Source organism: Sphingobium sp. SA916 (assembly GCF_002894065.1).
Classification (GTDB): Bacteria; Pseudomonadota; Alphaproteobacteria; order Sphingomonadales; family Sphingomonadaceae; genus Sphingobium; species Sphingobium fuliginis.
The window spans coordinates 25,295-50,197 of record NZ_LXYF01000043.1 but is presented as its reverse complement, the minus strand read 5'-3'; the positions used below and the strand labels follow the sequence as shown (position 1 = coordinate 50,197).

Sequence of the window (24,903 nt, the reverse complement as noted above, 5' to 3'; positions counted from 1 at the left end):
CAGCGAAATGGCCGCAAGCGCTTCCGTTGCGCTCGTCGCCCATCGTCGTCCGATGCCCGATCGCTAGGCCCGGCACAGCAGGATGCCCGCGATGAATTCGAACAGCCGGGTAAGCGGGAACACATAGAAGATCCAGTCCACCCATGGCGAATAACCCGCGACCGTAAGGGCTGTAAAACAGCTTCCCGCCACGATCAGGACCATGCCGGCGATGAAGACCGCGCGCAGCACCGGCTCGCGCCATTTCAAAAGCCATGGGAAAAGCGCATAGAAGAACAGCTCGTCGGACAGGCTCCAGGAGGGGCCGTTGAGCGAATAATGGACCAACGGGTCTGGAGACCAGCTATGATCAACTGGACGGTCGAAGTGGGCGCAACCGACGATGCCAGCGATATTCGCACGACGTTGCGCATACCCTTTAGCTTGAACTAGACCAGATTTCGACCCGTCGGTTCGGCCGCTCTGGATCTGTGTTTTCACCGCCTTTTCCGGGTCGGCAGAGGATTGCTCCTGCTTGGAATATGCTCTGGCGCGGCGATCCGGTTATATCGGATGGGCGGGACACTCTACTGCGCGCCTGGTCGGACCCTGCCCTGTTCTGCCGCCGCTTCGCGCCATTGTCCCTGCGCGATGCCGTTGAGCGTCCAGTCCCCGATCCGCCACCGCACCAGCCGCAAAGTCGGGTGCCCCAGGGCAGCCGTCATGCGCCTGACCTGTCGGTTGCGTCCTTCGCGGATCGTCAGGCTCAGCCAGCAATCCGGCACGCTCTTGCGAAACCGGACCGGGGGATCGCGGGGCCAGAGGGGGGGCGCGTCGATGCGTTCGACCTGCGCGGGCAGGGTCAGGCCGTCCTTCAGGCGCACGCCACGCCGCAGCGCCGCCAGCGTCGCCCCGTCCGGGTCCCCCTCCACCTGCACGAGATAGGTCTTGGGCATCTTGAAACGCGGGTCGGCTATCCGCGCCTGCAGGCGGCCGTCGTCGGTCAGCAGCAACAATCCCTCGCTGTCGAGGTCGAGCCGGCCCGCCGGATAGAAGCCGGGGCGGTCGATATAGGCGGCCAGCGTCGGACGGGGCGGGCCCGTCCGTTCATCGCTGAACTGGCAGAGCACGCCATAAGGCTTGTTGAACAGGATCAGCGCCATGACGGATCAGTCCGCATCGAACGCCAGGCTGCCCTGGTCGATCAACGCCGCAACCAGCGTGACCACGGCGGCGGAGGCCGCGAGTTCCGCATCCACGACCATGGCCGGTTCCATGCACAGCCCCTCGGCCAGTCGCGCCGTGTCGCCGTCGCAATCGAAGCCATGGCCGTCCACGAACAGCAGCAGTTCCGGCTCTCCCTGGCGGATGAAGGAAAAGCGGCTGGCGGGATTGCGGCTGAGCGGCACGCCCTGAGCCAGAAGGGCGCGCACCGTCGCTTCGTCCGCCGGCTCATCCGGCCGCCAATCCATGTCCGCCGACTTGGGCAGGCTGTTGTAAAGGCCGAACCAGCGGGCGAAGGCGCGGCGGTCGGACAGCGCCTCCAGCACCATGGCATGCATCCGGTCGAGGGCCGACGCCGCGATCTCACCGGCATTGGGCTGGATGATGAGGTCGGGATCGGCATAGCGATCCTCGTCCACCATGTCGTCGGCCTGATGCCGGCACCAGTTTTCGATTAGTTCGGCGCGGGACGGCGCGCGGAAGCCGATGGAATAGGTCATGCAGTCCCCGCCCACCGCCACGCCGTCATGCGTGAAGCAGGGCGGGACATAGAGAATGTCTCCGGGTTCGAGGACATAGTCCCCCGTCGCCTCGAAATCGGGGATCAGGCGCAGGTCGTCATGCGGCAGCAGCGGCGTTGCGGAATCGCATCGCGGGCCGACGCGCCAGCGCCTCTTGCCCAGGCCCTGCACCAGGAACACGTCATATTGGTCGAAATGCGGCCCGACGCCGCCCCCGTCGGTAGCATAGCTGACCATCACATCGTCGATGCGCCAGTCGGGTATGAAGCGGAAGGGTTGGATCAACGCCGCGACATCGGGCACATGATGGTCGACCGCCTGCACCAGAAGTGTCCAGGCGTCGCCGAGTTCGGTGAAACGATCCTCCGGCAGCGGGCCGCTTTCCATGGCGAGCCTATCCGCCTGCCGGGTGATGAGGCGCGATTCGACGCCCTCCTCGCAGGCGAGGCCGGCCAGCTCGTCCGGCTCCAGCGGGTTGCGCCACGCGCTCCACGGGTTGCGGATCAGCAGCGGGCGCTTCTGCCAATGGTGGCGCAGGAACAGGTCAATGTCGAAACGGGCGAGGTGCATGCCCCGCCCATGCGCCGTCCTGCACCCGCTGTCAAAGAAAGGAACCGCGCCAGCGCGCCGTTCAGACGGCCCAGTTCAGGTAGAAGTCCTTGAGCGCGTGCGCATCATGGAGGGCGTTGTGCGGCATCCGGCTGTTGGACGCGGCGCTGAACCCCGCGCCGTTGATGAGTTCAAGGCGCAGCCCGTCCAGCCTGATCATCTCGGCCGGGCCGGTCACGAGCAGGGCGCAGAAATGGGCGAGGTCATCGGGCCAGTCGGCGATGATAAGCGGATCGCGGTCATGCGCCAGATAGGCTTCCAGATGCTGGGCGGCCTCCACCCGGTTCAACTGATGGTCGACGCCCGGCGGCACGAAGCGCAGATAGGGAATCACATTCTTCTCCACCCAGGGATGGATTTCGGCCGGCAGGGGAAGCGAGACGTAGAAATCCTGGTCTCCAATTTCGGGGACGAGCGCCAGGCTGATGAGGTCGCCGCCGAAGCCGTTGAATTCTGTATCGAGGAAATATCGCATCTCGCTCCTTTGACGCCGCGCCGCATTGCCGTAAAGCCCCCGCTGGCGGCGGACCCGCCGGGAGTAGTTGGTATGCAGGCACGCGAATTCATCGGAACGGCGCAGGTTCCCGGCGGGGAGGAACTGACCCTCTATCGCCGAGGCGGGGATTTCATGATCGTGCTCGACCGCAACGAACTGATGAGCAGCCGGATGAGCGGGTCGGAAGAGGCGCTCGCCAATCTGAGCTGCGAACGGCTGCGCGGCCGGGCGCGCCCGCATCTGCTGATCGGCGGCTATGGCATGGGCTTCACGTTGCGCGCGGCGCTGGCGGCGCTCGACGGCACGGCAACCGTCACCGTGGCGGAACTGGTGCCGGAGATCATCCAGTGGGCGCGCGGGCCGATGGCGGAACTGGCCGCGGGTTGCCTGGACGATCCGCGCGTGCGGCTGGTCCAGGCTGATGTGGCCGATCTGATCGGCACGGCGCGGGGGCTGTACGACGCCATCCTGCTCGACGTCGACAATGGGCCGGACGGCTTAGTGCGCCAGGCGAACGACCGTCTCTATTCGGCGCAGGGGATCGCGGCTGCGATCGCCGCGCTCAGGCCCGGCGGCATATTGGCGATCTGGTCCGCCGCTCCCGATGCGAGCTTCACCCGCCGCCTTTCCCGCGCTGGCCTGACGGTCGAAGAGGTTGCCGTGCGCGCCCGCAGCAACGGCAAGGGGCCACGGCACGTCATCTGGTTCGCCACGATAAGAGCGTCCCGATAGCGCAAACGTCCGGGGTGACCCATGAACAGGGTCAGCGCGGCATGGGAATGCGCCTGAACGAACAACAGCAATAATGGTTCCGTCCTCTCATAAAAAAATCCCGGCCTCACGATCCGATGAGAAGGATCGTCCGTCATACGGGCTTATCGGCGACGTCGCTGGTGCAATTGTGCAACAAGGACAAGCTGTTGCGACCAATGAAGACCGACCGGCGGTTTACGCGGGACTATTCGAATTCTAAGTGCGGCACCCTCTGGATTTCGAAGCTTCTCGAAGGATATTGACTTGAAGAAGATCATCGCCATCGCCGCCGTCGCGGCTTCTTTCGCCTCTCCCGCCTTCGCGCAGGACGCGGTGCGCTCCAACTTCTCCGGCCCCTATGTCGGCGCCGTCGTGGGTGCCGACCATGCCGATCTCGGCGCGGACGCGCATGACACCGGGCTGCTCTATGGCGGCGTCATCGGCTATGACATCAACCTGCGGGGCGCGGTGTTCGGCATTGAAGGCGAATATGCCGATTCCGACACCAAGGATTCGAGCACCGACGTCTTCGTCGCCGGCGATCGCGTCAGCGCGCGCACCGGCCGCGATCTCTATGCCGGCATTCGCATCGGCGGCCAGGTTGCCGAAAATGTGATGCTCTATGCCAAGGGCGGCTACACCAACGCCCGCGCCAAGGGTTCCTATCAGAACGGCGCCACGATCCAGACCGCCTCGGGCAACCTTCAGGGCTATCGTCTGGGCGCTGGCGTCGAAACCAATGTGATGGGTTTCCTTGCCCGCCTCGAATATCGCTATTCGAGCTATGAGCGCGTCTTCGACGTGAAGCCCGAGCGCCACCAGGCTGCGCTGGTCGTCGGCTATCGCTTCTGACTTGGACGCGGGAGCGGCGCCCCATCGGGACGCCGCTCCCGCGGCATCTGGTTTGCCCGTTCAGCGAAATGATCTGGCGAGGATGACCAGCGTCGGATCGCCTTCCACCGGTTCGACCGCAAAGCCCTTTTCCCGCTCCAATTCTATGGTGCCGTGATTGTCGCGGCTCTCGATCGAGATCACCCGCCGCACGCCGCGCTTCTGCGCCTCGCCGGCCAGATGGTCGAGCACCGCCCAGCCGACGCCCCGGCCCTTATAATCCCCGCGCACCGATACGGCGACTTCGGCCGTGTCCATCGCATTGTCGCAGGCCAGGATGCCGGAGGCGACGAGTTCGCCCGTGGCGCCATCGAACGCCAGGATGCTTTCGCTGCGGAAATGGTCGGCATGGATCAGCGGGTCGAGTTGCTCATGACCGACATGGGGCACGGCGGAAAAGAAGCGGAAGCGTCGGTCCTCGTCGCTGACCTTGTCGAAAAAGGCCGCGAGCAGCGTCTCGTCGCTTTCCTCCGCAGGCCGGACATGGAGCTGGAGGCCCGACCGGGTCGGCAGGCTGAGGATGGTCTTGGCGTCGGTCATGAAACTGTCTCCCTTGTCAACGGCGCCAGAGTAGCTGTCGGACCGACGGCGCACCTTGATCCTCGACAATCTGGAAGGATCAGGGTGCGCCGGCAGGGAACCTCCAGGCCTTTGCTTTACCGCGTTTTCCAAGCCAGCAGATGATCCCGTCTGCTGGGAAAACGCCTTAGGCGTCGATATTGCGCCGGAAGGTTTCGGGCAGGAAGATCATTCCCAGGACGACGGTCGCCGCCGCCACCACCACCGGGTACCAGATACCGTAATAGATGTCCCCGGTCGCCGCGACCATCGCGAAGCCGATCGCCGGAAGCAGCCCGCCCAGCCAGCCATTGCCGATGTGATAGGGCAGCGACATGGAGGAGTAGCGGATGCGGCTGGGGAACAGTTCGACCAGCATGGCGGCGATCGGACCATAGACCATCGTCACCAGCAGCACGAGGTAGAAGAGCAGGGCGACGACGAGCGGCTTGTTGATCTCGGCCGGGTTCGCCTTGCCGGGATAGCCGACCCTGGCGAGTTCACCCTCGACGGCAGGGCGCGCCGCGACGGCAGGCTTGTCGCCCTCCGCCGCCCTGGCCGGGCTGGCGGGCGCGCCGATCAGTTGGGCGGTGAAGGCCGCGATGGCCGCCTTCTTCGCGTCGCCCGAAAGCCGGGACGGGTCGGGCGCCGTGAAGCGCCTGCCGCCGACCGCGACCGTTGCGACTGTGCCGGGCGCGGCGACGACGTTGGTGTAGTTGACGCCCGCCTTGGCCAGTGCGTTCTTGACGATGTCGCAGCTTGTCGTGTCGAACTTGTTCGCGCCGACCGGATCGAACTGGGAAGAACATTCCGCCGGGTCGGCCGTGACCGTGACCGGGGCGGCTGCCTGTGCCCGGGCCAGCGCCGGATTGGCGGCGTCGGTGAGCAGGTGGAAGACCGGGAACAGCGTCAGCGCGGCCAGGGCGCAGCCCGAAAGGATGATGGGCTTGCGGCCGATGCGGTCGGACAGCCAGCCGAAGAACAGGAAGAAGGGCGCTGCCATGAGGAGCGCGATGATGATGAGCGTGTTGGCGGTCAGGCCGTCGATCTTCAGCATCTTCTCCAGGAAGAACAGCGCGTAGAGCTGGCCGCAATACCAGACCACCGCCTGGCCCGCGATCGCGCCGAAAAAGGCGATGAAGACGATCCTGAGGTTCTTCCACTCACCGAAGGCTTCCTTGATCGGGGACTTGGAGCCTGTGCCCTCCGCCTTCATTTTCTGGAAAACGGGCGATTCATGCAGCTTCAGGCGCAGCCAAAGGCCAAGGACGAGGAACAGGCCGGAGACCAGATAGGGAATGCGCCAGCCCCATTCCTTGAACGCTTCCTCGCCCACGCCCGTGATGGGCGATCGGACGGTGATCACGATCAGCAGCGCCATGGCGAGCCCTGCGGTCGCGGTGATCTGAATCCAGCTCGTGTAGAAGCCCCGCCGGTTGTCGGGCGCATGCTCCGCGACATAGGTCGCCGCGCCGCCATATTCGCCGCCCAGCGCCAGCCCTTGGAACATGCGCAGCACCACCAGCATGATCGGCGCGGCGACGCCGACCGACTTGTAGGTGGGAAGGCACCCGACCAGGAAGGTGGACAGGCCCATGACCAGCAGCGTGATGATGAAGGTGTAGCGCCGCCCGAACAGGTCGCCGATGCGGCCGAAGACGAGGGCGCCGAAGGGACGGACGATGAACCCCGACGCGAAGATCAGCAGCGCCATGATGAAGGAGGTGGTCGGGTTGAGGCCCGTCAGGAACTGCGCCGCGATGATCGCGGTCAGCAGCCCGTAGAGGTAGAAATCATACCATTCGAACACGGTGCCGAGCGAGCTGGCGGTGATGATCAGCTTTTCGCTTCGCGTCGCCTCATGATGTTTTGGCAGTCCGTCATATGTCGAAGCCATAACCGTCCCTCCTGTCAGAAATTATATTTCGCCGCGACGTCGAACCGGTCGACATGGCCGTTGAGATCGTTGACGAGCCGGCGCTCGCCATGCCGGTACTCGATGCCGAGATCGACGTTCTTCACCGGGGAATAGAAGAGGTTGCCGGCGACGCTCCACGCCTGGCGATTGAACATCGCTATGCCCGAAGTCGTCGCCGGATCGAGATCGTCGGCGTAGAAGATGCGCTGATAGCTGGCGATCAGGTTGACGCGCCATTGGTCGTCCAGCGCATAGCGGCCCGCGCCGAACAATGCGAGGTTGCGGACGCGGGCAAGTTCCCCATTGGCCTGGAGGACCGCGTCCGGGCCGAAGTTCAGGCCGAGATAGCGGCCGATCCCTTCGCCATAGCTTGCCTGGAACCGGATGTCGCTGCCATGCCTGTCGTCCAGGAAGATCTTGCCGGCGGCGCTGATGCCCCATCCCAGGCGGGAATCGACGATATGGGCTGCGCCCGTTTTCGCATTGTCGACGCGCAACTGGCGGCCCAGCACCGCAAGGTCGAGGAAACCGAACCCGCCCGCATATTCCAGCCGCCCGGTTATGTCGGGCGCATGGTCCTCGCCATTTTCGACGAGGGCGGGTGCGCCGGCGGTGGCGGAAGCCGTTTCCGGATTTTCCGCCGCCAGATGGAAGGCGAGGCCGTGGCCCAGCGGAAGGCTGTAGCGCACCATCGGCTGGCGCACGAAGATCAGGCCGTCCACGCCCCCGACATAGTCGGTGCTCTCCGGGAAGATCGCGGGGTTGGAGAAATTGGTGAAATCCTGCCCGAAGGTCCAGCGATCGAGCTGGATGAAGGCGCGCCGCATGGCGAGGTCATAGGCGTTGGTCGTGCGCTGCGTGCCCTGGCCCAGCGCCTGGGGCGTGCCGGGCGCGGCCTGGAAGTCGAATTCGATATAGGCCTTCAGCGCATGCTTGCCGAGCTTGGTCGTGGCATCCACCCAGAAGCGCGTCTGCTTGGCCGAGAAATCGGTGACATGGGTGGGGGAAGTCGGGGAGGCGGGATTGAAGACGGGAATGGACTGCGGCAGATAGAGGTCGCGCCCCAGCGTGTTGCTCGGATCGTCGCCGCCGCTGTAGCGGGCGCTGCTCGCGAGCAGCTTCACATAGCCGGACAGGACGACATTGCTATTGCCAGAGCGGAAGCCAAGCCTGGGCGTGCCGTCCGCCAGTCGGCTCATCTGCGCCGAAGCCTCCTGGCTCTTGCGGGTGGCGTCGGCGGCGGCGGCGCGGGTTTCGTCCTGCTGGCTGCGCGCGGCGGCGAGTTCCGTCCGGAGCTGGGTGATCTCGCTCTCCATCCGTTCCAGACGCGCGGCGAGATCCGCCTCCTTCATGGTCTGCGCGCCGGCCAACTGGGGCGCGGCGAGCGCGCTCGCCCCCAGCAGCACGCGCAATAATGGCCTGTTCGGCTTTGGCATCGACCTCTCCAGGATCCGGCTTGTGTTCCGGCTATGGTCAGGATCGCGCATGCCGCCGTGGCGCGACAGCCGAACCATGGTCGGACATGTTCGATCTTCGTCGGGGGTCCGATGTGCGCCTGCGGCAATTAGGATGCCGCCCACGGATCGGTAGCGATCAAGGAGAGGAGTGCGAGACTATGGACCAGGGCATTTACCCCGTTCCCAACCACTGGGCGAACGAAGCGCTGGTCGACGCCGCGCGATACCGGCAGATGTATGCGCGCTCGATCACCGATCCGGATGGCTTCTGGGCGGAGGAGGCGCAGCGCCTGGACTGGATGCGTCCTTTCAGCCAGGTGAAGGCGACCAGTTTTTCGGCGGAGGATTTCGGCATAAGCTGGTTCGCTGACGGCACGCTCAACCTGTCCGCCAATTGCCTCGACCGCCATCTGGCGGAGCGTGGCGACGCCATCGCGATCCTCTGGGAGCCCGACGATCCGGCAGAGCCCGAACGGCGCATCAGCTATCGCGCGCTGCATGAGGCGGTATGCCGCTTCGCCAATCTGCTGAAGGCGCGGGGCGTCAGGCGGGGCGACCGCGTCACCCTCTATCTTCCCATGGTGCCGGAGGCGGCGGTCGCGATGCTGGCCTGCGCGCGGATCGGCGCGATCCACTCGATCGTCTTCGCCGGCTTCTCGCCCGAAGCGCTTGCCGGCCGCATCGAGGATTGCGCGAGCCGCATCGTCGTCACCGCCGACGAGGGCCTGCGCGGCGGCAGGAAGGTTCCGCTGAAGGCGAATGTCGACGCCGCCCTCGCCCATTGCGCGGATGTCGATACCGTCATCGTGCTGCGCCGCACCGGCGCCGATGTGGCGATGGTCGGGGGGCGCGACATCGACTGGGCCACGGCGGTGGAAGCCCAGCCCGCGGAGTGCGAGCCGGAGGAGATGGGCGCGGAAGACCCGCTCTTCATCCTCTATACCTCCGGTTCGACGGGCAAGCCGAAGGGCGTGCTGCACACGACCGGCGGCTATGCCGTCTGGGCGGCGATGACGCACCAATATGTGTTCGATTATCGCCCCGGCCAGATCTACTGGTGCGCCGCCGACATCGGCTGGGTCACGGGCCACAGCTATGTCGTCTATGGGCCGCTGATGAACGGCGCGACGACCGTGATGTTCGAGGGCGTGCCCAATTTCCCGGATGCATCCCGCTTCTGGCAGGTGGTGGACAAGTTCGGCGTGGAGATTTTCTACGGCGCCCCCACCGCCCTGCGCGCGCTGATGCGCGAGGGCGACGAATGGGTGCGCAAGACCAGCCGCAAGTCCCTGCGGCTGCTGGGCAGCGTCGGTGAACCGATCAATCCGGAGGCGTGGGAATGGTATCATCAGGTCGTGGGTGAAGGGCGTTGTCCCATCGTCGACACCTGGTGGCAGACCGAGACCGGCGGCGCGATGATCAGCCCGCTGCCCGGCGCTGTCGCGCTCAAGCCGGGCTCAGCGACGTTGCCGATGTTCGGGGTCAGGCCCGAACTGGTCGATGGCGACGGGCGGCTGATCGAGGGGGCGGGCGAAGGCTGCCTCGTCCTCGCGGATAGCTGGCCGGGGCAGATGCGCACCGTCTGGGGCGATCATGACCGCTTTTTCCAGACCTATTTCACGACCTTTCCGGGGCGCTATTTCACCGGCGACGGATGCCGGCGCGACGAGGACGGCTATTATTGGATCACCGGCCGCATCGACGATGTCATCAACGTTTCCGGCCACCGCATGGGCACGGCGGAGATCGAGAGCGCGCTCGTCGCCCATCCCAAGGTTGCCGAGGCCGCCGTCGTCGGCATGCCGCACGACCTCAAGGGGCAGGGCATCTACGCCTATGTCACCACCAATGCCGATGTCGAGCCGGACGACGCCCTGCGCGGCGAGCTGATACGCTGGGTACGCAGCGAAATAGGCCCCATCGCATCGCCGGACGTGGTGCAGTTCGCCCCCGGCCTGCCCAAGACCCGTTCGGGCAAGATCATGCGGCGCATATTGCGGAAGATCGCGGAAAACGACGTTTCCAACCTGGGCGACACGTCGACGCTTGCCGATCCCACCGTGGTCGATAATCTGCTGGCGAACAGACCACGGTTGGAAGAGGCGCAATAGAAACGATTCTCATCGCGGACGACCACCCGCTTTTCCGTCAGGCGCTGGCGGTGGCGGTGATGAAGGTCGCTCCGCGGGCCAGCATCATCGAAGCGGGGACGCTCGCCGGCGCCGTTCAGGCGGCGAGCGGGGCCACGGGCCTGCGCCTCATCCTGCTCGACCTGAAGATGCCGGGCGCGGTCGGCTATTCGGGCATAGCGCTGTTGCATGCGGAACAGCCGGACGTGCCGATCCTGGTGGTTTCAAGCGCGGACGGGGCCAAGGCGGCGGAGGAAGCCCAGGCGCTGGGCGCCGTCGGCTTCCTCTCCAAGGATAGCGACCTGCCCGCGATCGAGGCGGCGATCGCGCGGGCGTTGGGCGGCCACCGGCTCCCGCCCGCTCCGCCGCGACCCGAGGATGCGGTCCAGAAGGAGATCGCATCCCTGACGCCGACCCAGTTGAAGGTCCTGCTGGAGGTGCTGAACGGCAAGCTGAACAAGCAGATCGCGCACGACCTCATGGTGACCGAAGCGACGGTGAAGGCGCATATGACCGCGATCATGCGCAAGCTGGATGTGCAGAACCGCACGCAGGCGGCACTGGTCGCGCGCTCGCTGGGGCTCGATCTCAACCACTGACGCGGGCCAGGAAGGCCGAGATCGCCTCCGGCGCCGCAGGCTTGGCGATGAAGGCGATGTCGAGCATGGCGGCGCGGGTGGCGAGGCTCGCATCGTCCTCCGCCGTGACCAGCGCGGCGGGCAATCCCGGATGCTCCCGCCGCAGCGCCGCGATCAGGGCAAGGCCGTCCTCTTGCGTCCCAAGCTGGAAGTCGACCAGCGCGGCGTCGGCTGCGGACGCGAGCTTTCGGGCGGTCCTGCCTTCGGCGGCGGCCAGCGGCCGATGGCCGAGGCTGGCCAGCAGCGCCTCGGTCGCGGCTACGATCATCGGATCGTCATCGACCACCAGCACGGCCAGACCCCTCGCCGCCGGAAGGGGGGCCTGCGCCCCCGGTGCCGGTGCCGGCGCGGCTGGCCCGGTTGCGGCAGGCATCAGCAGGCTGAACCGGCTGCCCTTTCCGGGCACGGACCGCACCTCGATCCGCCCGCCGAGCAGCCGGACGATGCGGCGTGCAAGGGCGAGGCCAAGGCCGAGTCCCTCGACGTCCAGCGCGCCGAGCCGGGTGAATTCTCCGAAGATCGTCCCGATCTGGTCGGCGGCGATGCCGACGCCGCTATCGACGACGTCGATCCGGATCATCGAACCCCTGCGCCGGACGCCCAGTAATATCCCGCCCTGCTGCGTGTAGCGCAGGGCGTTGGAGACGAAATTCTGGAGGACCGAGCGGAGCAGTCCCGGGTCGGTATCGAGATGGCCGGAAAGGGGACCGGTCAGCAGGCGCAGCCCCTTCTCCTTCGCCATCGGCGCGAATCCTTCAGCAAGGCTGGTGAGAAACGGCGTAAGGTCGATCGGCTCCGGGCTGGGCTCGACACCGCCGGCATCGAGCTTGCTGATGTCGAGGAGAGCGCGAAGCAGCCCTTCCGCCGCCATGATCGCGCTGTCGATGCGTTCGGCAAGGATGTGCGGCGTTCCTTCCACCTCGCGTTGCAGGGCGGCGGTGAACAGCCGCGCGGCGTGGAGCGGCTGAAGCAGGTCGTGGCTGGCGGCGGCGAGGAATCGGGTCTTGTCCTTCGTCGCCTCGGCCAGGCGCAAATTGGTCTCGCTGAGTTCGCGTGTGCGGTCGGCGACGCGGGTTTCCAGTTCCGCCAATGTGCGGCCCAGCTCGTCGCGGATGCGTGCATCCTCGGTGATGTCGATGAAGCTGGTGACATAGCCGCCGCCGGGCATCGGCCCGCCGATGGTCTTGATGACGCGGCCGTCCTTTCGCCGCCGTTCGAAACTGTGGGGCAGGCCGCGGCGCATGTGCCGAAGACGTTTCCTGACGTGGAATTCTATGTCCTCGTCGCCGAAATCGCCCAGCCGCCCATTATGGCGGATCAGTTCCGCGATCGGCACGCCCACCCGCAGGAAGCCGGGAGGAAAGTCGAACAGGTCGAGATATTGGCTGTTCCATGCGATCAGGTTCATGTCGGCGTCGACCACGCTGATGCCGGCATCGATATGCTCGAAGGTCGCGGCGAGCAGTTCGCGGGAGAAGCGAAGCGACTGGCCGCGCTCTCCCAGCAGCCGGGTAACGTCGGAAAGGCTCATCTGCCCCCCGGCCAGTGCCGAGGCGACCAGCGCGCGGGCGGAGGAAGCGCCGACGACGCGCGCGATGAGCGTGCGGGCGCGCTGCGCCGACCGCCTGTCGATGGGCGTGCCCCGCATGGCCGCCGGAAATTCGCGGGCAGCCTCCTCTTCACCGATGAAGCTGGCGGTGAGCTGCGCCAGTTCGGCCAGGTCGGTGATCGGGCGCTGGCTGCCGAGGCGGGGCAGGACGGGCGCCTTCACCTTGCGCGCGGCGACCAGGCCGAAGACCAAAAGGTTCGCGCCCAGGCTCCACGCCACGCCATGCACCAGCGGCGACGCGGCGCCGATGCCGAAGAGGCGCAGGGGATCGGCGGCGCTTCCCTCCAGCGCATCCAGCCAGGCGGGCGGCAATATGGGCGGCAGGGCGAGGGTGTAGAACCAGATGACAAGGCCGACGGCAAGGCTTGCCCGCGCCGCCAGCGCATCGCGACCCGGCGCATAGGTGGCCAGGATCAGGTGCGGCGTGAACTGCGCCATGGCGGCGAAGGCGACAAGGCCGATCGAGGCGAGCGACTGTTCGGCCGAAACCAGCAGCGCCCAGGCGAGCGCCGCCGCGATGATGGCGAGGATGGAGAGGCGCCGCACGAGCAGCATGCGCCGGCCGAGCGCCCCGGCGCCCGCTTCCCCGCCGTTCTCGCGCGCGAGCAGGGTGGGGAAGAGGAGGTCGTTCGAGACCATGGTCGCGAGCGCGGTCGAATCGACCACGACCATCGACGCCGCCGCCGCGATCCCGCCCAGCAGGGCCAGGGCAAGCACGATGCCCTGTCCGGTCATTCCGGGCAGGGCCAGCATGTAGAGATCGGGTTGGGCGCCGCGCAGCAGGCTTGCGCCGGCCAGCGCGATGGGCAACACCATCAGCGCCATCGCGCCGAGATAGGCGGCCAGTCCCCAGCGCGCGCCGACAAGATCGCCCGGTTCCCGCGCCTCAACCAGGCCCATGTAGAATTGCCGGGGCAGGACGATGACGGCCATGGCGGAGATGAGGAAGATGATGCCGACCTCGATCGACAACCGTTCCGGCCGGAAATTGGCGGACAATATGGCGACGCCGCGGCTGAGGTCCGTCGGGTCCGCCTGTCCCAGCAGGACGAAGGCGAGGACGGCCACCGCGGTCAGCGCGACGATCTTGAGGAGGGATTCGATGCCGATCGCATAGACCAGGCCTTCGCTGCGCCCCGCCAGTTCGAACCGGCGGGCGCCGAACAGCATGGCGAACAGCGCCAGCAGCCAGGCGGCGGTCAGCATGGTCAGCGTCGCGACGGGGCGGCCCGTCACGATGGAGATCGCGCTGCCGATGGAGCGGAATTGCAGCGCGACATAGGGCACTGTTCCCAGCAAGGCGATGACCGTGACCAGACGGGCCACGACCACATCGTGACCGAAACGCGCGGCGATGAAGTCGGACACGGTGGTTGCCTGTTCCTCCGCCACCGCCTCGGCCAGCCTGCGCAGGAAACGGGGCGCGACGATCAGCAGGCAGATCGGCGCGAGATAGATGGGGAGGTAATGCCAGCCGTCGCGCACGGCGCTCCCGACCGCGCCGTAGAAGGTCCAGCTTGAGCAATAGACGCCCAGCGCCAGCGCATAGGCGCCGTGGCGCACGTCATAACGGCCGAGCGCAAGGCCGCCGCGCCTCTCGACGATGGTGGCGATCCCGAACAGCAGCAGGACGATCGCGAGCGCGAGAAGGGCCGCCGAAAGCAGACTCATGGCCCATCTCTACTGGCTCGACGACGCCGGAACAATGCGCCGAAGAGGTCGTATTTCCGCCGGTGCGCGGAGCGCCCGGTTCCGGCAATTCCGCCTTATCGGTCGCTGATATTGGAGCCCGTCGCCTGATTATCCGCGCCCGGCGCGTTGGGCGGCACCTCGCCAGATCCGCTGGTCGGCAGCGGTCCTGCGGCGCCATTGCCCGGCGCATCGTCCGCGCGGTTGATGGCCGATCCGTTGACTGCATTCCGGTCGGACGGGGTCTCGCCCGAACAGGCCCCGGCAAGCAGGCTGCCTGCGATCAAAAGCATACGGACCATCCTTTCCTCCTCTCTTGGCATGCGCACCAGCGTCCCGCGAGCCGATCACCGACCTGCGCCTCATCAAACGCGACCGGGCGCCGGGCGATCCTGTCCCATCGATGACGCAGGTTAGGGCGCGGTCGGGTTTCGGGCCCTGCTCCAGGTCTTGGTCTTACCGCCGCCGCAATCGGACGACCGCTTCGTCCAGGGCGGACAGGAAGCGGGACCGGTCGGCCTTCGCGAACGGCGCTGGTCCGCCGACGCCGTCCGCCAGGATGCCGGCGCGCAAGTCCGCCTTGACCGCCCGTACCGCCACGGCATTGCCGATGGAGGCATGGGTGAAGGGCTTGCCCGTGGGCGCGATCACCGCACCGCATCCAGCCTTCAGGCATCGGTCGGCCAGCAGGATGTCCGCGGTGATGATGATCGAGCCGGCGTCCACATGCCCGGCGATCCAATCATCCGCCGCATCGAAGCCCTCGCCCACAACGATGCGGGAGACGAGCGGATGCGCCGGCACCCTGATGGGACTGTTGCTGACGACGATGACCGGCACGCCATGGCGCCAGGCGACCTTGTAGGTCTCCTCCTTCACCGGGCAGGCGTCGGCATCGATAAGGATGTTGGGCGTTTTGGTCTGGGACATGGCTGCCGCTCCATGCACCGCCTGATGGGCGCCGCGCAAGGCGGGATGAATGCGTGATCTAATCCGCCGGGCGCATCGGTTCGCCCTCCGGCGGCATGGCGCCCGTGGGGGGTCGCGACGCCGGATCGGGCGCGTCGATGCTTGAATGGATCATCAGGCCGACGATGACGACAATGCTCAACAGGATCGCCGTCAGCAGCAGGCCCAGGCCAAGCCTTCTGCGTCGCCCGCTCATCGCCTGTCTTTGGCGCGGGGCTCGGGCCGCGCCGGCAGCTCATCCAGCTTCGCGAGCAGGTCCTTGAAGAGGTCGTCATCCTGTATGGGAAAGTGCCGCCGGAATCCTTGACCGAGAAGCTCAAGGTCTTTCGCTGTCAGCAGGCCAATGGAAACGATCTGGTCCGGCACGGCATCCTCCTTATCGCTGGGAACTGCGGCGGAGCCTGCAAGTGCCAAGGATTCCACCTGCGACATGAAATCTCTCCCGCTCCCCCGGCAGCAAGCCGGGGGAGCGGGCCATTCCCCTTTCAGGAGATGGCCGCCATTTCCTCCTGTCCCAGCGCAGCCGACCCGCCCCGCCGGCCGAAGCGGGCATAGAGCGTCGGCAACAGGAACAGGGTCAGCAAGGTTGCGGAAACAAGGCCGCCGATGACCACGGTGGCGAGCGGCTTTTGCACCTCCGCCCCGGGGCCGGTCGCCAGCGCCATCGGCACGAAGCCGAGCGAGGCGACCAGCGCCGTCATGACCACCGGCCTCAGCCGCGCCCGGGCGCCTTCACAGGCTGCCTTGCCGCGATCCATGCCGCGCGCCATCAGGTCCTGGATCGACGTCACCATGACCAGCCCATTGAGCACGGCGATGCCGGACAGGGCGATGAAGCCCACCGCGGCCGAGATCGAGAAAGGCATGCCGCGCAGCGCCAGCGCCAGAACGCCGCCGACCAGCGCGAGAGGGATGCCGGTGAAGACGATCACGGCGTCCCGCACGCTGCCGAGCGCCCCGTAGAGCAGCAGGAGAATGAGCGCGAAGCAGGCCGGTACGACCAGCAGCAGCCGTTCCCGCGCCGATGCCAGATTTTCGAACTGGCCGCCCCATTGGAGATAGGTGCCGGCGGGCAGCCGCACGTCCCGCGCGATCCCCGCCCGTACATCCGCGACGACGCCGGACACGGCGCGCCCGCGCACATTGGCCTGCACGACGATGCGGCGCTTGCCGTTTTCGCGGCTGATCTGGTTCGGGCCGTCGACCAGCGCGATCCGGGCGACGCTTGCCAGCGGCACGAAGGCACCCGCCGGAGTGGGCACCGGCACCTGGCCCAGCGTCTCCAGATCGGTTCGCGCCTCCTCGCCCAGCCGGATCGTGACGGCAAAGCGCCTGTCGCCCTCGAAGATCATGCCCGCGTCGCGCCCGCCCACCGCGGCGGCCAATATGTCCTGCAACACCCGCGCGCTGATGCCCAGCCGCGCCATCGCATCGCGATTGGGTTGCACGTCGAGAATGGGGAGGTCTTCGGTCTGTTCCACCCGCACGTCGGTGGCGCCCGGGGTCCGCCGCAGCACGGCGGCGATGCGATCCGCCGTGCCGCTCATCTGGTCGACATCGTCGCCGAAGACCTTGATGGCGATGTCGCCGCGCACCCCCGCGATCAGCTCGTTGAAGCGCATCTGGATCGGTTGGGTGATGTCATAGGCGTTGCCCGGCAGCTTCGCGAGCCGCTGCTCCAGCCGTTCGACCAGATCCGCCTTGGCGAGGCGGGGGTCGGGCCATTGCGCGCGGGGCTTCAGGATGACGAAGGTGTCGGTCGCATTGGGCGGCATGGGGTCCGAAGCAAGCTCGGCCGTGCCCGTCTTGGAAAAGACGAAGCGGACTTCGGGCTCGCCCGCGACGACGCGTTCGACCGCGAACTGCATGGCCTGGCTCTGGTCGACCGAAGTGCCCGGAACGCGGACCGCCTGGACGAGTATGTCGCCCTCGTCGAGCTGGGGCAGGAATTCCTGCCCCAGCATCGAAAAGCCGGCGATGGCCGCCAGAAATGCCGCGACCCCGATTCCGATCGTCCGGCTGGGCCGGCGCATCGCCGCTTCCAGCCCCGGCCGATAGCGTGCGTTCAGCCAGGACATGATCCGCCCCTCCTTCTCCTCGACCGGCTTCGACAGCAGCAGGGCCAACATGGCCGGAACGAAGGTCAGCGAGAGGATGAAGGCGAAGCCGAGCGCGAGGATGACCGTCATCGCCATCGGCGTGAAGGTCTTGCCCTCCACCCCGTCCAGCGTGAGGAGCGGGACATAGACGAGGATGATGATCGCCTGGCCGTAGACGGACGGGCCTATCATCTCGCGCGCGGCCAAGGCTACGGCCGACAGCCTTTCTTCAGGATTCAGCGTCCGGCCACTGTCATGCTGGTGCTCGGCGATCCGGCGCAGGGCATTTTCCACGATGATGACGGCCCCGTCGACAATGAGCCCGAAGTCGAGCGCGCCCAGGCTCATGAGATTGGCCGAGACACCGCCGCGCAGCATGCCGAAACTGGTGAGCAGCATGGTGATGGGGATGACCAGCGCGGCGATCAGCGCGGCTCTGAAATTGCCGAGCAGGGCGAACAGCACGACGATGACGAGCAGCGCGCCTTCGGACAGGTTCTTCGCCACCGTGCCGATCGTCGCGTTGACCAGCGCGGTGCGATCCAGCACGGGCTCTACGATGACGTCGGTTGGCAATGAGGCATTGATCTCGTCCAGTCGCCCGGCGACGGCGGAGGCAACGGCCCGGCTGTTTTCCCCGATCCGCATGACCGCGGTGCCGACGACGACCTCCCGTCCGTTCTCGGATGCGGACCCCATCCGCAGCGCCTGGCCGGTCCGCACCGTCGCGACCTGATGGAGCAGGATGGGAACGCCTTCCCGCGTCGCGATGACCGTTCGGCTGAGATCGTCGGCGTTGCGGATGCGGGCATCCGACCGCACCGTCAGCCCTTCGCCGTTGCGGTCGATGACGCCCGCGCCGACGGCGCTGTTATTCTCCTCCAATGCGGTCGCCAGATCGTTGAGGCTCAGGTTCAGCGCCGCGAGCCGCTGGACATCGGGCGCGACCTGATATTGCTTCACATGGCCGCCGATGGAATCGATGCCGGCGATGCCTGGCGTGTTCTTGAGCAGCGGGGCGACGATCCAGTCCTGCACCGTGCGCAGATAGGTCGCCTGATCGGACTGGCCGACCAGCCGCTCGCCCTCCGGCGTGATATAGCTGCCGTCGGGCTGGATGCCGGGTTCGCCGGGCGAGTGTCGATCATCCTTGCGATGGGCCAGATGGACCGTCCACATATAGACTTCGCCAAGGCCGGTGGCGATCGGGCCCATTTCAGCCGTGACGCCGTCCGGCAGGCTATCCTCCGCGCTGCGCAGCCGTTCGGCAACCTGGGCGCGGCCGAAATAGATGTCGGTGGAATCGGTGAAGACCGCCGTCACCTGGGCGAAGCCATTGCGGCTCAGCGATCTTGTATATTCCAGCCCCGGCACCCCCGCCAGCGCGGTCTCTATCGGGAAGGCGACCTGCTTTTCGACCAGTTCGGGCGACAGCGCGGGCGCGCGGATATTCACCTGCACCTGGTTGTTGGTGATGTCGGGAACCGCGTCGATGGGCAGGCGGCTGAGCGCCCAGCCGCCGATCGCGGCCGCGATGAGGGTGACGAGCAGCACGAACCAGCGCCGCTCGACCGAAAAGGTCACGATACGCCCGATCATGGTTCAATCCTCATGCGTGGCTTCGCTCTTCCCGAGCTCGGCCTTGAGAGTGAAGCTGTTGGCGACGGCGATCTGCTCGCGCCCGGTCAGGCCCGACAGGATCGTGACCGCGTCGCCGCCTGGCCGGCCTGTAGTGACCGGCACGGCCCTGAACCCCTGGGCTGTGCGGACGAAGACCGAGGGCCGCCCTTCGACCGTCTGGACCGCGCCGGACGGCACCGTCATGCCGCCCGATTCGCCCGTCACCGCGATGGCGGCGGTGACGGGTTCGCCGATACGCCACTGGCCGCCGCGATTGTCGATAATGGCCAGCACGGGGACGAGGCGCGTGCTCTCATCGAGCACCGGAGAGACGAAGCCGATGCGTGCGCTGGTCCTGCGGCCCGGCGCGGTGATGTCCACCCGCGCGCCCGGCCGGACGCGGCTCGCATCGCCAGGGGAAAGCGACAGGCGGACCGCCAGTTTAGAGAGATTGGCGACGCGATAGAGTTCGGCATCCTCGGCGACCATCTGCCCCAGCGTCACGGTGCGGGTGATGACCTGGCCACCGATCGGTGCGGCGATGCCCAGCCGGTTGAGCCCACCGCCCCCGCCCCCTGACGCCGCAATCCGCTGCCGGGCGAGGCGCAGCGCGATCCCGGCCTCCGTCGCGGCGGTGCGTGCCGCGACCAGATCCTGTTCGGGCGAAACCCGTTCGGCAAACAGGCGCTGTTCCCGCCGCAAATTGGATTGGGCGAGCGCCAGCCGCGCCTGCGCCGCTTCGGCCTCCGCCTTGAGCGAGGCGATCTCGCGGCTTTCGATCACCGCCAGCATGTCGCCCTTGCGCACCCATTCGCCCAGATTGCGGCTGAGGGCCACGATGCGCCCGCCGATCGCGGCGGAAACCACCTGCGTCCCCTGCGGATCGCCCTCTATGGTGGCGGGCAGGGTGATGGCGCCCGCCCCACCCGGGGTGGGCCGGGCGAGTTCGATGCCCGCGGCGGCGATCTGCTGCGCGGTGAGGCGGATCAGCCCTTCCCCGCCGGCATGCGCCTCCCCTTCGGCATGGCTTTCTTCGGCAGGCTGGTTTCCGCAGGCGGCGACCGTGAATGTCAGGATTGCGGCCATGACGGTCCGCTGGAGGAGGTTCATCGATCGTCTCCCTGATCCGGCGCGCGAGCGGTCAATCGCTCCAGCTGCGCTCGTGCATTGTGATAGGCGAGCAGCGCCTCTATGGCGGCTGCCTTCGTTTCGGTGAGCGTGCGTTCGGCATCGAGCAGGTCGAGCTGACTGAACTTGCCCTCGCGATAGCCGATGCGGGCGATGCGGGCGGCTTCCTCAGCGGCCGCAAGGGCGGGTCCGGTCGCCGTCTCCGCGCCGATGGCGGCGTTCGCGGCCTCGGCCTGCGCCTGGGCTATCGCCTGGGCGACCTCCTGCGCGGTGGCTCGCCGCTGGGCTTCGGCGCGACGCTGCTCCGCCAGGGCCTGCCCGACCGCCGCCTTGCCGCCGTTGAGGAAGGGGAGGGGCAGCGACAGGCTGAAAAGCGCTGCGCTGTCGTTGGTCGCTTCCAGTCGGCGGACGCCCGCGCCCACCGTCAGATCGGGAATGCGCTGGGTTCGGGCAAGCCGCACCTGCGCGCTGCTCGCCGCCAGATCGGCGTTGGCGGCGGCAAGCGCCAGCGTCTCTGTCAGCTCCAGGGGCTGCAACGGGCCGGGGGCTGTGCCGATGCGGTCGAACCAGCCTGCGTCGAGAGCGCCGGGGATCGCCTGCCCGATTCGCTGGGCCAGGATGAAGCGGGCCGTTTCCGCCGACCGTTCCATCCGCACGAGAGCGGCCTGCGCATTGATCCTGGCCAGCTCGGCGCGCTGCACCTCCATGGGCGAGGCGCGGCCGGCACGCAGGCGGACATGAGCGGCATGCAAGCCTTCCCCGGCAATCCGAAGCTGGTCGCGCGCATTCGCCAGCCGCCGCTCCGACGCCGCGGCCTCCGCATAGGCCCGCGTCACCGCGAACCGCAGGTCGACCCGCGCAACCGCCTGTTCGATGAAGGCGCGATCGCGCTGGGCGGCCGCGATGGCAAGCCGGGCCGATCGCTTTCCGCCCAGTTCCAGCGGGAGGGCCAGCGAAGTCGTGGCCTCCAGGCTTTTCGTGTCCGAATAGAGGCCGGTGCCGGCCACATTCTCGGCTTCGACGGTGAGGATGGGGTTCGGCCGCAGACCGGCCGCTGCCTGCGCGGCCCTGGCTGCATCGACGCCGGCCCCGGCCGCGTCCAGCGAAGGGGCAGTGGCGCTGGCGAGATCGAGCGCCTGCTCAAGCGTCAGGCCGGGCGGTGCTTCGGCCGTCGGCGCGGACTTCGCCTGCGCGGCGGATAGGGGTGAGGTGGCGGCAAGCAACGCCGCCAGCAAACGGTTCATGTTCGGAAACTCCTGACAACGGATGACCGCCTGCGCGATGCGCAGGCCGGGCGGCAGTGGTCAGGCGATCGGCGGTCTCAACTCGCTCCGCGGAGGTGCGGCGCCATGGATGGTGGGCGTCCAACGCAGCTTCACCATCCGATGGACCGGACCGGACGTGATTTCCGACATGGCGACAGCGGCCGCGACATGATGCCCATGGCATCCCCCATGTTGGTGAGGATAGGCGCGGTCGGTATCGCCGGACGTCTGTCCCGCATCGCCGCCGTCATGCGTTTCGGCAGCCGCTGGTCCTTCTGCGTCGATGCAATCGATCGGCTCCATCGCATGCGCGACCGATGCCGTCGTAAAGGACAGCGCCAGCGCGAGACAGGCGAATAGGGCGAGCAGCCGGTTCATGCGCCTGCCTTTAACGAGCATTTTCGGGCTGGTTGCAAGGGGAGAACGCTACCCCGCAGCGCGTTTTTCGGCATGGCGATGGATATTCGAGCGACGATTCCGCCATGCGGGCGCCTCATTTCCTGGAGGAAGCGGCTATGTTTTGACGGCTACTGCCTCGTTGAAGCGGAGCGCGGGACGCGAAGCACCGTCAACCGGTGCGGGGGTGAGGCTTGTCGGCCTGAGGCTTATGATCAGGGGTCTCCGTCAGGCATGTTGTTCCTCCAGCGCACGCGTTTGCAGGCGATCTGCCGCTGGCCTGCCTATACGCCTGCTATCGTCCAGAAGGTTCGACAGGACTGACAGGGAAGGGGAGCGATGGTCCGGCTTCCGGACATGCCGGCCTGCGGTCATGGCATCCTCCTGCAGCGGGCTGAGCCGGAGCATGTCCCTGATGCGGTCCGCCAGTTGCCGGGCGCGTTGTGAGGGCTTGGAGGAAAGGGCAACCTCGTAGGAGATGGCTGGCAGGGCCTGCAGCAAGCCGGTGAAGCCGGGTGTCGAATTGTCCGCGAAGAAGCGCGAATGCGCCGTTATCTCGATGCCGCAGGCCACCGCCGCACGAAGCGAGGCAAGTTTGGAGGATTAAACGACGACTTTGAACCGTCGACCCGCCTTGTGAGCGTGGAGAAGATCTTCTCCCGATAGAGGCATGGCTCCTCCTGAACCATCCTATGTCCTCTCGCAACAGGCGCCGAACGCCAAGCTGGTCCGTTGTCCCGAGACCGGGCATGGCTTCCTGTTCCAGGAAATCGAGGACTTCGTTGCCGAAAGCGATCGCTTCCTGGCCTAGGCGGATGGAGCGGCGGCACCGGCTTCCGCCTGTGGAAGCACGACCCATGTGGCAGTCCGGGGCGGTTCGCCCCTCGGGAATCGCCTAGCCCCGCCGCCATTTGTCACGCTCGGCAAAGACGCGGGCGACTTCCTCCATATGTTCCGCGCCCCAATTGGACAGGGGCGCTAGGGCATCGGCCAGGCTGCGGCCCAGTGCGGTCAGCGAGTAATCGACCCGGGGCGGCACTTCCCTATAGTCCGTCCGGACGACGATGCCGTCGCTCTCCAGTTCCTTGAGCTGCTGGATGAGCACCTTGTCGCTCACGCCGCGCACGGCCCGCTTCAGTTCGCCATAGCGATTGGGCGCTTCCAGCAGGAAGTAGATGATCAACGGCTTCCACTTGCCGGCGATCACCTTGAGGGTGGCGTCCAGGCCGCAGGAGAAGCCCGGCATGCAGGATGGTTGCTCGGACATATTTTTGATACTTACCAAAAGGTGCATACTTGTCCATAGGAATGTGCCTCGCCAGCTACGCATCACCTGAACAAGGAGACGCGAAGATGAAGAGATTGAATGGCAAGACGGCGGTGGTGACGGGCGGCGCAAGCGGCATCGGTTTCGCCACGGCGCAGCGTTTCGTGGAGGAGGGCGCTTTCGTTTTCCTCTTCGGACGTCGGCAGGAAGCGCTTGATGCGGCCGTCGCCCGGCTTGGCGGGAACGCGGTCGCCGTGCAGGGATCGGTGACGAGCCCTGAGGATCTCGACCGGCTGTTCGCCGCGGTGGAAGCGCGCCGGGGCCAGCTCGACATCGTGGTGGCCAATGCAGGCACCGGCGAGTTGGTGCCTTTGGGCGAAATCACCCCGGAACATTATGACCGCACGTTCGACGTCAATGTGAAGGGCGCGATCTTCACGGTGCAGAAGGCCTTGCCACTGATGCGGGATGGCGGCGCGATCATATTGACCGGCTCGACCACCGGAGAAATGGGAACGCCCAGCTTCAGTGTCTACAGCGCTTCCAAGGCCGCCGTCCGCAATCTGGCAAGGAGCTGGGCGCTGGACCTCAAGGGCACCGGCATTCGCGTGAACGTGCTCTCGCCCGGGCCGACGCTCACCGATCTGGCGCTCGACGTCGTCGGCAGGGAGGCTTTCGAGGCATTGGGTGAAGCAACGCCCCTCGGGCGCCTGGGCGATCCGTCGGAGATTGCGGCGGCGGCGGCGTTCCTCGCGTCGGGAGACAGCAGCTTCATGACCGGCGGCGAGCTGTTCGTCGACGGCGGCCTGGCGCAGATATGAGCGGGCGCCGGGCGTCATCGGGGTCTTGACAGGAACAGGCGCCGACCCCCCCCTCCCCCGGGGGGCCGGCGCCGTCCGGCAAGCGGGCCTTTCAGATCTGCACTTGCCCGCCGTCCAAGAAAAGTTCGATCCCGTTGATGAAGCTCGCCTCGTCGGAGGCGAGGAACAACACCGCCCTGGCGATTTCCTCCGGCTGTCCGACGCGGCCGGCCGGGATCAGTCCCGCGAGATATTCCTTGGTTCCTTCCGCCTGTTCGCCGCCGCCGAACAGTTCATTGAGGCCGGCGGTCTCGGTCACGCCGGGGCTGACCGCGTTCACGCGGATGCGGCGGTCCTTCAGGTCCAATATCCAGTTGCGGGCGAAATTGCGCACGGCTGCCTTGGTGGCTGAATAGACGCTCAGCGCCGGCGTGCCCGCCACGCTGGTGGTGGAAGCCGTCAGGACGATGGATGCGCCGTCCTTCAGCAAGGGCAAGGCCTTCTGCACGGTGAACAGCACGCCCTTCACATTGGTGTCGAAGGTCCGCTGATAATGGTCCTCGCTGATCGCGCCCAGCGGGGCGAACTCGCCGCCGCCCGCATTGGCGAAGAGGACGTCGATCTGTGCATGGTCCTGCTGGACCGCGTCGTAGAGCCGGTCGATGTCGGCCAGGTCCGCCATGTCGCCGCGAACCCCCGTCACCCTGCCGCCGATGGACCGGACCGCCGCGTCGAGCGCATCCTGACGGCGGCCGGTGATGAACACCGATGCGCCTTCCCCGGCAAAGGCCTTCGCCGTGGCCAGCCCGATGCCGCTCGTGCCGCCCGTGATCACCACCACCTTGTTGTCGAACTTGTCCGTCATCGTCTGTCTCCTTGAGCATTTCG

Annotated in this window: 25 protein-coding genes; 6 read left to right on the top strand and 19 right to left on the bottom strand. The window is 66.8% G+C overall.

Annotated elements, in window-relative coordinates; genetic code table 11:
• Positions 1–63: 63 nt before the first annotated feature.
• The 4 genes from A8G00_RS14110 to A8G00_RS14095 form a co-directional block, all read right to left on the bottom strand.
• Positions 64–480, bottom strand: coding sequence for an acyltransferase (locus A8G00_RS14110; protein WP_084694358.1), 417 nt, complete (start codon positions 478–480; stop codon positions 64–66).
• 86 nt (positions 481–566) lie between these two features.
• Entirely contained in the window at positions 567–1,142 is a 576-nt protein-coding gene (locus tag A8G00_RS14105) for a pseudouridine synthase (protein ID WP_025550008.1), read from the bottom strand.
• 6 nt (positions 1,143–1,148) lie between these two features.
• Positions 1,149–2,294, bottom strand: coding sequence for a cupin domain-containing protein (locus A8G00_RS14100; protein ID WP_025550009.1), 1,146 nt, complete (start codon positions 2,292–2,294; stop codon positions 1,149–1,151).
• Positions 2,295–2,355: 61 nt separating this feature from the next.
• Positions 2,356–2,808, bottom strand: coding sequence for a hypothetical protein (locus A8G00_RS14095; RefSeq protein WP_007686433.1), 453 nt, complete (start codon positions 2,806–2,808; stop codon positions 2,356–2,358).
• 72 nt (positions 2,809–2,880) lie between these two features.
• Between A8G00_RS14095 and A8G00_RS14090 the strand changes: the two genes are divergently transcribed.
• Positions 2,881–3,561 (top strand): spermidine synthase, encoded by a 681-nt coding sequence (locus A8G00_RS14090; protein ID WP_103000951.1) that lies wholly within the window; start codon positions 2,881–2,883, stop codon positions 3,559–3,561.
• Positions 3,562–3,846: 285 nt separating this feature from the next.
• Positions 3,847–4,434: an outer membrane protein gene (locus A8G00_RS14085; RefSeq protein ID WP_025550011.1), complete on the top strand. Its 588-nt coding sequence runs from the start codon at positions 3,847–3,849 to the stop codon at positions 4,432–4,434.
• A gap of 60 nt (positions 4,435–4,494) precedes the next feature.
• Here the strand turns inward: A8G00_RS14085 and A8G00_RS14080 are convergent, their stop codons facing one another.
• From A8G00_RS14080 to A8G00_RS14070, 3 genes are all read right to left on the bottom strand, one after another.
• The gene (locus A8G00_RS14080; protein WP_044661061.1) at positions 4,495–5,013 is read right to left on the bottom strand and encodes a GNAT family N-acetyltransferase; all 519 of its coding nucleotides are present in this window, start codon (positions 5,011–5,013) and stop codon (positions 4,495–4,497) included.
• Between the two features lie 166 nt (positions 5,014–5,179).
• Positions 5,180–6,928: an MFS transporter gene (locus A8G00_RS14075; RefSeq protein WP_025550013.1), complete on the bottom strand. Its 1,749-nt coding sequence runs from the start codon at positions 6,926–6,928 to the stop codon at positions 5,180–5,182.
• 14 nt (positions 6,929–6,942) lie between these two features.
• On the bottom strand, positions 6,943–8,385 hold the full coding sequence (locus A8G00_RS14070) for a DcaP family trimeric outer membrane transporter (protein ID WP_025550014.1): 1,443 nt from the start codon (positions 8,383–8,385) through the stop codon (positions 6,943–6,945).
• 179 nt (positions 8,386–8,564) lie between these two features.
• Here A8G00_RS14070 and acs point away from each other — a divergent pair, with 179 nt between their 5' ends.
• A complete protein-coding gene (acs, locus tag A8G00_RS14065; RefSeq protein ID WP_099186592.1) occupies positions 8,565–10,517 on the top strand; it encodes an acetate--CoA ligase in 1,953 nt (650 codons plus the stop codon).
• Entirely contained in the window at positions 10,514–11,134 is a 621-nt protein-coding gene (locus tag A8G00_RS14060) for a response regulator transcription factor (RefSeq protein WP_025549456.1), read from the top strand. The genes acs and A8G00_RS14060 overlap by 4 nt, the downstream gene beginning before the upstream one ends.
• On the opposite strand, the gene A8G00_RS14055 is transcribed toward A8G00_RS14060, so the two are convergent.
• From A8G00_RS14055 to A8G00_RS25200, 10 genes are all read right to left on the bottom strand, one after another.
• Positions 11,124–14,453, bottom strand: coding sequence for a PAS-domain containing protein (locus tag A8G00_RS14055; protein WP_065846469.1), 3,330 nt, complete (start codon positions 14,451–14,453; stop codon positions 11,124–11,126). The genes A8G00_RS14060 and A8G00_RS14055 overlap by 11 nt on opposite strands.
• 95 nt (positions 14,454–14,548) lie before the next feature.
• Positions 14,549–14,773 carry a hypothetical protein gene (locus tag A8G00_RS14050; protein ID WP_229742647.1) on the bottom strand — a complete coding sequence of 75 codons (225 nt, stop codon included), beginning with the start codon at positions 14,771–14,773 and terminating at the stop codon, positions 14,549–14,551.
• Positions 14,774–14,927: 154 nt separating this feature from the next.
• Positions 14,928–15,401, bottom strand: a complete 474-nt coding sequence (locus tag A8G00_RS14045) for a YaiI/YqxD family protein (protein ID WP_099187045.1) — start codon at positions 15,399–15,401, stop codon at positions 14,928–14,930.
• Positions 15,402–15,459: 58 nt separating this feature from the next.
• Entirely contained in the window at positions 15,460–15,636 is a 177-nt protein-coding gene (locus tag A8G00_RS25205; RefSeq protein WP_167706776.1) for a hypothetical protein, read from the bottom strand.
• Positions 15,633–15,872, bottom strand: coding sequence for a hypothetical protein (locus A8G00_RS14040; RefSeq protein WP_025549459.1), 240 nt, complete (start codon positions 15,870–15,872; stop codon positions 15,633–15,635). The genes A8G00_RS25205 and A8G00_RS14040 overlap by 4 nt, the downstream gene beginning before the upstream one ends.
• Before the next feature lie 53 nt (positions 15,873–15,925).
• Entirely contained in the window at positions 15,926–19,138 is a 3,213-nt protein-coding gene (locus A8G00_RS14035) for an efflux RND transporter permease subunit (RefSeq protein ID WP_103000950.1), read from the bottom strand.
• Positions 19,139–19,141: 3 nt separating this feature from the next.
• Positions 19,142–20,269: an efflux RND transporter periplasmic adaptor subunit gene (locus A8G00_RS14030; RefSeq protein WP_025549461.1), complete on the bottom strand. Its 1,128-nt coding sequence runs from the start codon at positions 20,267–20,269 to the stop codon at positions 19,142–19,144.
• The gene (locus tag A8G00_RS14025) at positions 20,266–21,531 is read right to left on the bottom strand and encodes a TolC family protein (protein WP_025549462.1); all 1,266 of its coding nucleotides are present in this window, start codon (positions 21,529–21,531) and stop codon (positions 20,266–20,268) included. Before A8G00_RS14025 ends, A8G00_RS14030 begins: the two co-directional genes overlap by 4 nt.
• A 60-nt stretch (positions 21,532–21,591) precedes the next feature.
• On the bottom strand, positions 21,592–21,930 hold the full coding sequence (locus A8G00_RS14020) for a hypothetical protein (protein ID WP_025549463.1): 339 nt from the start codon (positions 21,928–21,930) through the stop codon (positions 21,592–21,594).
• Between the two features lie 246 nt (positions 21,931–22,176).
• Positions 22,177–22,521: a hypothetical protein gene (locus A8G00_RS25200; RefSeq protein WP_103000949.1), complete on the bottom strand. Its 345-nt coding sequence runs from the start codon at positions 22,519–22,521 to the stop codon at positions 22,177–22,179.
• A 97-nt stretch (positions 22,522–22,618) separates the two neighbouring features.
• Between A8G00_RS25200 and A8G00_RS14010 the strand changes: the two genes are divergently transcribed.
• On the top strand, positions 22,619–22,759 hold the full coding sequence (locus A8G00_RS14010; RefSeq protein WP_197565247.1) for a hypothetical protein: 141 nt from the start codon (positions 22,619–22,621) through the stop codon (positions 22,757–22,759).
• An 84-nt stretch (positions 22,760–22,843) separates the two neighbouring features.
• Here A8G00_RS14010 and A8G00_RS14005 read toward each other — a convergent pair whose 3' ends face one another.
• Positions 22,844–23,215, bottom strand: coding sequence for a helix-turn-helix domain-containing protein (locus A8G00_RS14005; protein WP_025549465.1), 372 nt, complete (start codon positions 23,213–23,215; stop codon positions 22,844–22,846).
• A gap of 86 nt (positions 23,216–23,301) precedes the next feature.
• Between A8G00_RS14005 and A8G00_RS14000 the strand changes: the two genes are divergently transcribed.
• Positions 23,302–24,036, top strand: a complete 735-nt coding sequence (locus A8G00_RS14000) for an SDR family NAD(P)-dependent oxidoreductase (RefSeq protein WP_099186588.1) — start codon at positions 23,302–23,304, stop codon at positions 24,034–24,036.
• 91 nt (positions 24,037–24,127) lie between these two features.
• On the opposite strand, the gene A8G00_RS13995 is transcribed toward A8G00_RS14000, so the two are convergent.
• On the bottom strand, positions 24,128–24,880 hold the full coding sequence (locus A8G00_RS13995; protein WP_065846465.1) for an SDR family NAD(P)-dependent oxidoreductase: 753 nt from the start codon (positions 24,878–24,880) through the stop codon (positions 24,128–24,130).
• Positions 24,881–24,903: the final 23 nt, after the last annotated feature.